The 8,607-nt window shown below is 69.7% G+C and carries 6 protein-coding genes; 5 read left to right on the top strand and 1 reads right to left on the bottom strand.

All coding sequences use genetic code 11. From position 1 onward, the window contains the following. Positions 1-1,198: TIGR03862 family flavoprotein (locus tag ABSF49_RS17940; RefSeq protein WP_424114012.1), on the bottom strand; the 1,198-nt coding region annotated here is incomplete at its 3' end. 161 nt (positions 1,199-1,359) lie between these two features. Here ABSF49_RS17940 and ABSF49_RS17935 point away from each other — a divergent pair. The 5 genes from ABSF49_RS17935 (at position 1,360) to ABSF49_RS17915 (ending at position 8,467) form a co-directional block, all read left to right on the top strand. Continuing rightward, positions 1,360-4,131 (top strand): EAL domain-containing protein, encoded by a 2,772-nt coding sequence (locus ABSF49_RS17935; RefSeq protein ID WP_424114011.1) that lies wholly within the window; start codon positions 1,360-1,362, stop codon positions 4,129-4,131. Between the two features lie 132 nt (positions 4,132-4,263). Then, positions 4,264-5,040, top strand: a complete 777-nt coding sequence (locus ABSF49_RS17930) for an SDR family oxidoreductase (protein ID WP_424114010.1) — start codon at positions 4,264-4,266, stop codon at positions 5,038-5,040. A gap of 9 nt (positions 5,041-5,049) precedes the next feature. Then, positions 5,050-6,015, top strand: coding sequence for a DMT family transporter (locus ABSF49_RS17925; RefSeq protein WP_424114009.1), 966 nt, complete (start codon positions 5,050-5,052; stop codon positions 6,013-6,015). Positions 6,016-6,095: 80 nt separating this feature from the next. Further along, on the top strand, positions 6,096-6,713 hold the full coding sequence (locus tag ABSF49_RS17920; RefSeq protein WP_424114008.1) for a helix-turn-helix domain-containing protein: 618 nt from the start codon (positions 6,096-6,098) through the stop codon (positions 6,711-6,713). 620 nt (positions 6,714-7,333) lie between these two features. Then, entirely contained in the window at positions 7,334-8,467 is a 1,134-nt protein-coding gene (locus ABSF49_RS17915; RefSeq protein WP_424114007.1) for an ABC transporter permease, read from the top strand. The last annotated feature ends 140 nt before the right edge of the window (positions 8,468-8,607 follow it).

Genomic DNA, 8,607 nt, shown 5'->3' with positions numbered 1-8,607 from the left:
CCCACCTCGCCGCCCCAACCCCCGCCGCGCGCCCCGTCGCGAAGCACGCCTGCAGCAGGTAGCCGCCGGTCGGGGCTTCCCAGTCGATCATCTCGCCGGCGACGAATGCGCCGGGCAGCTTGCGCAGCATGAAGGTCTCGTCGATCTCCGCCCATTTGACGCCGCCGGCGCTTGAGATCGCGCGCGCGATCGGCGCCGGCGCGGTCAGGCGGATTTCGACCTGCTTGATTTGCGCCGCGAGCGCCTCGGCCGCGTCGGGCAGGGGGCCGGCCTCGCGCGCCAGCGCGATCGCCGCCGGCGTCAGGCCGGCGCGGCGCAGCAGGGTCGAAGTCGATTCGCCCGGCCGCCGGCGCAGACGCGCCGCGAGCGCTTCGAGGCCGAGATCGGGCTTGAGGTCGACGGCCAGCGTCGCGGCGCCGTCGCGCGCGATCGCGTCGCGCAAGGCGGCGGAGAGCGCGTAGACCGCGCCGCCCTCGATGCCGTCGCGGTCGATCATCGCTTCGCCGCGCACCGTTCGTCCCGCGTGCGTCAGCGCGATCGCCTTCAGCGGCGCGCCGGCGAAGCGGTCGCTCAGATGTTTCGACCAGCCGACGCGAAAGCCGCAATTGGCCGGCTTGAGCGGCGCGACTTCGACGCCCGCCGCGCGCAGTCCGTCGACCCAGCCGCCGTCCGCCCCCAGCCGCGGCCACGAGGCGCCGCCGAGCGCCAGCACGACCGCCTTGGCTTTCGCTTCCTCCGCGCCGTCCGGCCCGGCGAAGCGCAGGCGGCCGCCGCGCTCCAGGCCGGTGAGCCGCCGGCGCGGCCTCAGCGCCACGCCGAGCCCGTCGAGGCGCCTCAGCCAGGCGCGCAGCAGCGGGGTCGCCTTGAAGCTCTTGGGGAAGACTCGGCCAGAGCTGCCGACGAAGGTTTTCTCCCCCAGATTTTCAGCCCAGGCGCGCAGATCGTCGGGCGAAAACGCCGCGATCGCCGCTTTGAGCCGCTCCGCTGCGGGTCCGTAGCGAGCGAGGAACGCCTCGAGCGGTTCGGAATGGGTGAGATTGAGGCCGCCGCGGCCGGCGAGCAGGAACTTGCGCGCCGGCGAGGGCGCGGCGTCGTAAACGACGACGCCGTGGCCGGCGTGAGCAAGCGCCTCCGCCGCCGCTAGGCCGGCGGGTCCGGCGCCGACCACGACGGCGTCGACGGGGTCCGCGTTCACCATGTTTTTCTGGCCTCTCCGCGAGCGTTACAAGGCCGCGGACAATTGCTTGGCCGACCTCGTCTTTCACCCTCCATTAATCGACCGCTTCTATCGTTCCAAGGCTTTGGCGGGGATAGGACGCGCCGCCGCGAAGGTTGCTTTGCCCGTTGGAGGGTCCTTGAGTGCGCGCGAAGCGACAGCCCCGCCACGACGAGGCCTCGGTCGGCGGTTCCGCCCTGGATAGCCTGCTGCGCGCCGCCAGCGGCGCTCAAAGCGCCGTCGTCAGCGAACAGCAGGCGGAGATCGGTCGCCTCACCGGGGAATCCAGCCTCTTCCACGCCGCGATCGAAGCGCTGCCGCAAGGCGTCTGCGTCTTCGACCGCCAGGCGCGCCTGGCGGTCTGCAACCGCCGCTACGCGGAACTCTATCGGCTCGACGTGGAGCGCCTGAAGCCCGGCGTCGCGTGGCGCGAGATCGTCGACCTGCGGCTCGAGGCGCGGACTTTGCCGCTGGAGGTCGACGATTATCTGGTGTTGCGCGCGCCGATGCGTCTCGACGAGCAGGCGCGCCAGTGGCGCGACAAATTGTCGGATGGCCGGACGATCGCGGTTCGGCGGCAGGCGCTTCCCGACGGCGGCTGGATTTCGACTCACGAGGACGTCACCGAGTTCGGCGATCAGCGCGCCGGGTTCGACGAGCGCGTTTCGTTGCAGACCTTGATCGATTGCCTCCACGACAACCTGTGGGTCAAGGACGTCGAGAGCCGTTTTGTGATCTGCAACAAGGTCACGGCGACGCGCATGGGCTTCAGCGAAACCGCTGACATGATCGGCAAGAACGACCTCGAGCTGCTGCCGCTGGAGATCGCGCAGAAGTTCTTCGACGACGAGCAGAAGATCATCCGCACCGGCCGGCCGATGATCGACCTCGAAGAGTACCTTTACGACGGCGCCGGCGGCAAGTCTTGGCTCCTGACGACCAAGGTGCCGGTGCGCAACGCGCGCGGCGACATCTTTGGCGTCGCCGGCGTTTCGCGCGACATCACCGATCGCCGTCTTTCCAATCTGCTGCGCGACGGCCAGGCGCAGATCCTCGAAATGATCGCCATGAGCGCGCCGCTCGAGGCGATCCTCGACGCATTGGCGCGGCTGGTTGAATCGCAGCTCAACGGCATCCTGTGCTCCGTCCTGCTGCTCGACGAGGAGGGGCGCCGGCTGCGCCACGCCGCCGCGCCGAGCCTGGCGCCCGACTACATCAAGGCGATCGATGGCGCCGAGATCGGACCGAGCGTCGGATCGTGCGGCACCGCGGCCTATCGTCGCCAGCCGGTGATCGTCACCGACATCCTCGCCGACCCGCTGTGGGCCGACTTTCGCGAGCTCGTCAGGCCTTACGGCTATCGCTCCTGCTGGTCGACGCCGATCCTTTCCGATCGCGGCGAGGCGCTGGCGGTGTTCGCGATGTATTCGCGCGCCGTGCGGGCGCCGACCTCGGTCGAGTCGCGGCTGCTGGAGATGGCCATCCACATCGCCGGCATCGCCATCGCCCGTCGGCGCGCCGAAGAGCGCATTCAGTTCATGGCCACCCACGACGAGCTGACCGGCCTGCCCAACCGCGCCCAGTTCGGCGAACAGCTGGCGGGGGCGCTGCAGGCGGCGGCGCAGCGCGGCGCATGGCTATGCGTCGTCTACATCGACTTCGACAACTTCAAGTACGTCAACGACAGCCTCGGCCACGGCGCCGGCGACTCGCTGCTCAAGACCATGGCCGAGCGGATGGTCGCCGCCGTCGGCCCCAACGACATCGTGTCGCGGCTGGGCGGCGATGAGTTTGTCGTGCTGCTGATCGATCCGCCCAAGGATAGGCCGACAATCGGCGCAATGCTGCATCGCATTCGTTCAGCCGTCGTCGCGCCGGTGGAACTGGACGGCCGCAGCTTCCGTGTCACTTCCAGTTTCGGCGCGGCGATTTATCCGATTGACGGCGGCGCCGCCGAGACCTTGCTCGCCAACGCCGACGCCGCGATGTACGGCGCCAAGGAATCGGGCGGCGACGGCCTGGTGTTCTATGTGCCGGAGATCAACGCCAATTTGCGCGAGCGGCTGACGCTGCTCGAAGAATTGCGCAACGCCAATCCGAGCCGCGACTTCGTTCTGCACTATCAGCCGCAGGTCGATCTGCGCAGTGGCGAAGTGTTCGCGGTCGAAGCGCTGATCCGCTGGCGGCACCCGCGGCTCGGCCTGGCGCCGCCGGCGACGTTCATCCCGATCGCCGAGGAATCGGGACTGATCGTGCCGATCGGCGACTGGGCGTTGCGCGAAGCCTGCCGGCAGAACAAGACGTGGCAGGACGCCGGCCTGCCGCCGATCGCCGTCAGCGTCAACGTCTCGGCGCGGCAGTTCCGCGAGAACCACATCGTCGCCGCCGTCGCCGAGGCGCTCGCCGAGAGCGGGCTCGAACCGAAATATCTCGAGCTGGAATTGACCGAAAGCCTGGTCATGCGGGACGTCGATCGCGCGATCGAGACGATGAAGGAATTGCGCGCGCTCGGCGTGCGACTGTCGATCGACGATTTCGGCACCGGCTATTCGAGTCTCAGCGCGCTGAAGCGGTTCCCGGTCGAGCGGCTGAAGATCGATCGCTCGTTCATCCAGGATCTGCCCGACGACGAAGACGACCGCGCCGTCGCCTCTGCGGTGATCTCGCTCGGCCAGAAGCTCAACCTCAGGGTCATCGCCGAGGGCGTCGAGACGGAAGCGCAGGTCGCCTTCCTGCGCGAGAACCATTGCGACGAATTGCAGGGCTACCACTTCAGCCGCCCGGTCGCCGCCGACGCCATTCCCGCCCTGTTGCTGCGCCAAGCGATCGCGCCCGCATCGCGTCCGGCCAAGAAACGCCGGCCGCAGCGTCGGCCGCACGCACTCCGTCGGCCGCGGCGGCGGCGCGCGCCGTAACATCACGCGATCGTGAGCGCGTCTAAGTGAGCCGCCGCCGCCGGCGGATCGGTTCTGCTGGCCTCGCGCGCCGATTTCGACCAAAAGTCGCCCCGGAACGGCGAAAGCGGAGGCGCCGCTCGGGAGGCGAGGATGGATCTGGGGGTCAAGGGCCGCAAGGCGATCGTCTGCGCGTCGAGTCGCGGGCTCGGCAAAGCCTGCGCGAGCGCGTTGGCCGAGGCGGGTTGCGCCGTGACGATCAACGGCCGCGACCCGGCGCGGCTCGCCGAGACGGCGAAAGAGATCCGCGCCGCGACCGGCGCCGAGGTTTTCGCCGTTTGCGGCGATCTCGACGATCCGGCGACGCGCGACGCGCTGTTCGCCGCCTGTCCCGAGCCCGACATTCTCGTCAACAACAACGGCGGGCCGCCGCCGGCCGCGTTCGTCGATCTGACCCGCGAGATGATCCTCGCCGGACTCGAGGCCAACATGCTGACGCCGATCGCGCTGATCCAGCGCGCGCTGCCGGGCATGGCGGCGCGCGGCTTCGGCCGCATCGTCAACATCACTTCGTCCTCGGTGCGCGCGCCGCTCGCCGGCCTCGACGTCTCGTCGGGCGCCCGCGCCGGGCTCACCGCCTTCGTCGCCGCCAGCGCGCGCGCCTACGCCAGCCGTAACGTCACCATCAATTCGATCCAGCCCGGCGCGTTCGACACCGACCGCATCCGCGTCACCCTCGCCAAGTCGGCGGCAAACGGCGAAGACGCGGCGGCTCTGCGCGCGCGGCGCGAGGCCGCGATCCCCGCCGGCCGCTTCGGCCGGCCGGAGGAATTCGGCGCGCTGTGCGCGTTCCTCGCCAGCGCCTCGGCCGGCTACCTCACCGGCCAGAACATCCTGATCGACGGCGGCGCCTTCCCGGGAGCGCTCTGAACCAGTCCAATGCTGCTCGGGATCGTTCTCAAAATCGCCGCGACTTTCGCCTTCGCGGCGATGTCGGCGATCATCAAGTCGGTCTCGTTGCGGTTTCCGGTCGGCGAGATCGTGCTGTTCCGTTCGATCTTCGCCATGGCGACGCTGGTCGTCTGGCTGACGCGGCGGGGCGAATTCCCGCACGCGCTCGGCACCCGCCGCAAGCTCGGCCACATCGGCCGCTCGCTCGCCGGCTCGGGCGGCATGTTCGCCAATTTCATCGCGCTGTCGCTGCTGCCGCTCGCCGACGCGACCGCCTTCACCTTCGCCACGCCGCTGCTGGTCGTGCCGATGGCGGCGCTGACGCTTGGCGAGATCGTTCGGCCCTATCGCTGGGCGGCGGTCGGGATCGGCTTCGTCGGCGTGCTGGTCATGCTGTCCGACGACCTCGGCCAAGGGACCGGCGCGACGGCGGGCTATTCGCTCGGCGCGACTGTGGCGCTCGCCGGCGCGTTCTGCTCGGCGGTGGCGATGATCCAGACCCGGCGGCTGACGCGCTCCGAGGCGACCGGAGCGATCGTCTTCTATTTCTCGACGGTGACGGCGGTGATCAGCGCCGCGCTGCTGATCCTCGCCGCTGTCTGGCCGAGCGGCGCACCCGGCGCGAACTTCTTCGCCGGCCAGACGTTCGTCGCGCCGAACGCGCTCGAATTCTGCCTGCTGGCGTCGATCGGCCTGCTCGGCGGCGCCGGGCAGATCCTGATGACTCACAGCTACCGTTTCGCCGACGCTTCCATCATCGCCGCCTTCGACTATGTCTCGATGATCTGGGCGGCGACGTTCGGCTACGCCTTCTTCGCCGAGACGCCGTCGGCCGCGGTCCTGGCCGGCGCGGCGGTCGTCGCGGGGGCGGGCGTCCTGGTCCTGTGGCGCGAACGACGGCGGCGCGGCGTCCGCCCCGCCGCCGAACCGGCCGAGACCGTCGAAGCGCTGTGAACGCGCGAATGCCGGACGATTCCGTTCTATATTCCGTACGCCGCCCGCTATAATGGGCCGCGGGCGAACGGAGAGCGGACATGGGCGTCGAGGGCAAGGACAAGGCCAAGGTGCTGGAAGCCGGCGCGGCGGCGCTGTCGGGCCAGCTCGGCCGCACCGTCGCCAAGCTGCGCCGGAGCGCCGGCCAGTCGCTCGCCGACCTGTCCGCCCAGTCCGGCGTCGCCAAGTCGATCATCTCGCAAATCGAGCGCAATGAGACCAATCCGACCCTGACCACCATCTGGCGGCTCGCCCATGCGCTCGATGTCTCGATCGGGTCGATCCTGCATGGAACCGAGGAAGGACCGTTCGTCGAACGCGTCAGCCGCGGCGAGACGCCGATCCTGGTGTCGGACGACGGCCTGTGCCGGCTGGCGGTGATCGGCTGGCTGAAAACCGTCGACTGGCTGCAATGGTACGATTTTCAGGCCGAGCCGGGCGGCGCGCTCGGCTCGCAGCCGCACCCGCGCGGTTCGATCGAATGCCTGTCGGTGCTCGAGGGCGAGCTCGAGGTCGAAGTCGGCGAGGTGATCGAGGTCGCGCGCGCCGGCGAGACTTTGCGCTACCGCGGCGATCGCCCGCACGCGATCCGCAACCGCGGCGCGACGACCGCCCAGGCGACGATGGTGTGCATCCTCAAAGCCGCGGCGATGGATTGACGGCGCGGCGAATGACGCGCGCGAATCGGCCAACGCCGATTCGACCCGCTTTCGTCCGCGCTTTGGCCGCCGTTTCCCGCGCCGGGACCGCGCCGGGTCGCGGCGATTGACCGCTCCTCAACCATGCTCGCGCGTTTGGCGGCGCGCGGCGTTCGGCGGACTTGCTTCGCGCCGCGCTGTGGGAGCGAGTCGCGCGGCCCGCGATTCGTGCCGGGCTTGTTCGCGCTTTCGCCCGGACCGTCCCGTTTCAGGTCCGCAACGGACCGGGCGCCGCGACGGGGCGTTTACCGTCGCCCGCGAGACACCGCGGATTCGACTCGCCTTTTCCGCAAAATGCGGATTCGAATCGCGCGTCGCCGATTCGTGCCGGTTTTGTTTTCGCTCTCGCTCGCTTCGCTCCTGACGGGACACGCCACCCGGCCGGTAATTTGCGGTTGATTCGCGTGGGAAGCGCGCGCCTGCGCCTCGACAGCGCCGCCGGCGGCGGCTAAGAGCCGAAGGCGGTCGCAAAATCGGCGGAAGTCTGGTCGCGCGCGCCGCGTCGCCTTGGCGCTCTTAAGGGCCGCGCGAAGCGGGTCGCCCGCGCCGCGGCCACGCCGGGCGCCTCAGACGGAGGCTCAATGCCGATCGCCCCCGCCATCGCCTGCGAGCGGACCGCCGCCGGGGTCCGGCTGGACTTGGCCGGCGGTTGGACCATCGACGCCGGCGCGCGGCTCGAGAACGGGGCCGACGCGCTGGTCGCCGACGCCGAAGGCGCGCACGACGTATTGATCGATCTTTCCGGCGTCGAGCACATGGACACCGCCGGCGCCTGGGTCATCGACCGCTCGGTGCAGGCGCTCGTGGCCCGCGGCGTCGTGACGCAGGTGGTCGGCGCGCGCCCCGAACACGCGATCCTGCTCAAAGAAGCCCATTATCGTCCGGTCGAGACAGCCGGGCCGCGCGAGCCGCCGACGCTGACTTCGCTGCTCGCCGACATCGGCGAAAGCGTCTACGGGGCGGGGGCCGACTTCGTCAGCGGCGTCGCTTTCCTCGGCCGCATGGTTTCGGTCGGCCTGACCGTCCTCGTCCGTCCGCCGCGCTGGCGCTGGACCTCGACCTTCTATCATCTCGAGATCTTCGCGCTGCGCAGCGCGCCGATCATTCTGCTGATCAATTTCCTCGTCGGCGCGATCGTCGCCCAGCAGGGCATCTTCCAGCTCGCGCGCTTCAACGCGTCGCCGTTCACGGTCGACTTGATCGGCATCCTGGTGCTGCGCGAACTCGGCGTGCTGCTGACCTCGATCATGATCGCCGGCCGCTCCGGCTCGGCGATCACCGCCGAACTCGGCTCGATGAAGATGCGCGAAGAGGTCGACGCCCTGACGGTCATGGCGCTCGACCCGATGGAAGTGCTGATCCTTCCGCGCATCCTGGCGCTGATCCTGGCGCTGCCGCTGCTGACCTTTCTCGCGGACATGGCGGCCTTGGTCGGCGGCGCCTGCGTCGCCTGGGTCTATGGCGACATCCTGCCGGTCGTGTTCGTCCAGCGGCTGCACGACGCGATCGGCCTCAACACCTTCGCCGTCGGCCTGATCAAGGCGCCGTTCATGGCGCTGGTGATCGGCCTCATCGCCTCGATCGAGGGCTTCGCCGTCGCCGGTTCGGCCGAGTCGCTCGGCCGGCAGGTGACCGCGTCGGTGGTCAAATCCATCTTCATGGTGATCGTGCTCGATGGGCTGTTCGCCATGTTCTTCGCCGCGGTGCGCTATTGACCGAGCCCGAGACCAACCCCGCCGCGCCGCCGCCGGCCGACCTCGACGAGGGCGCGCGCGTTGGCGAGGTCGTCATCCGCGTGCGCGGACTGAAGGTCGGTTTCGGCGACCATCTGGTGATGGACGGGCTCGACATCGAC

The sequence above is a fragment of the Roseiarcus sp. genome (genome assembly GCF_049514155.1).
In the GTDB taxonomy this organism is placed as follows: domain Bacteria; phylum Pseudomonadota; class Alphaproteobacteria; order Rhizobiales; family Beijerinckiaceae; genus Roseiarcus.
The sequence above is the reverse complement of the archived record's forward strand: the minus strand, read 5'-3'. Positions and strand labels throughout refer to the sequence as shown.

Excerpts from the sequence above, each read along its gene's own strand:
- ABSF49_RS17930 (WP_424114010.1), top strand. The coding sequence starts at position 4,264 with ATGGATCTGGGGGTCAAGGGCCGCAAGGCGATCGTCTGCGCGTCGAGT.
- ABSF49_RS17925 (WP_424114009.1), top strand. The coding sequence starts at position 5,050 with ATGCTGCTCGGGATCGTTCTCAAAATCGCCGCGACTTTCGCCTTCGCG.
- ABSF49_RS17920 (WP_424114008.1), top strand. The coding sequence starts at position 6,096 with ATGGGCGTCGAGGGCAAGGACAAGGCCAAGGTGCTGGAAGCCGGCGCG.
- ABSF49_RS17915 (WP_424114007.1), top strand. The coding sequence starts at position 7,334 with ATGCCGATCGCCCCCGCCATCGCCTGCGAGCGGACCGCCGCCGGGGTC.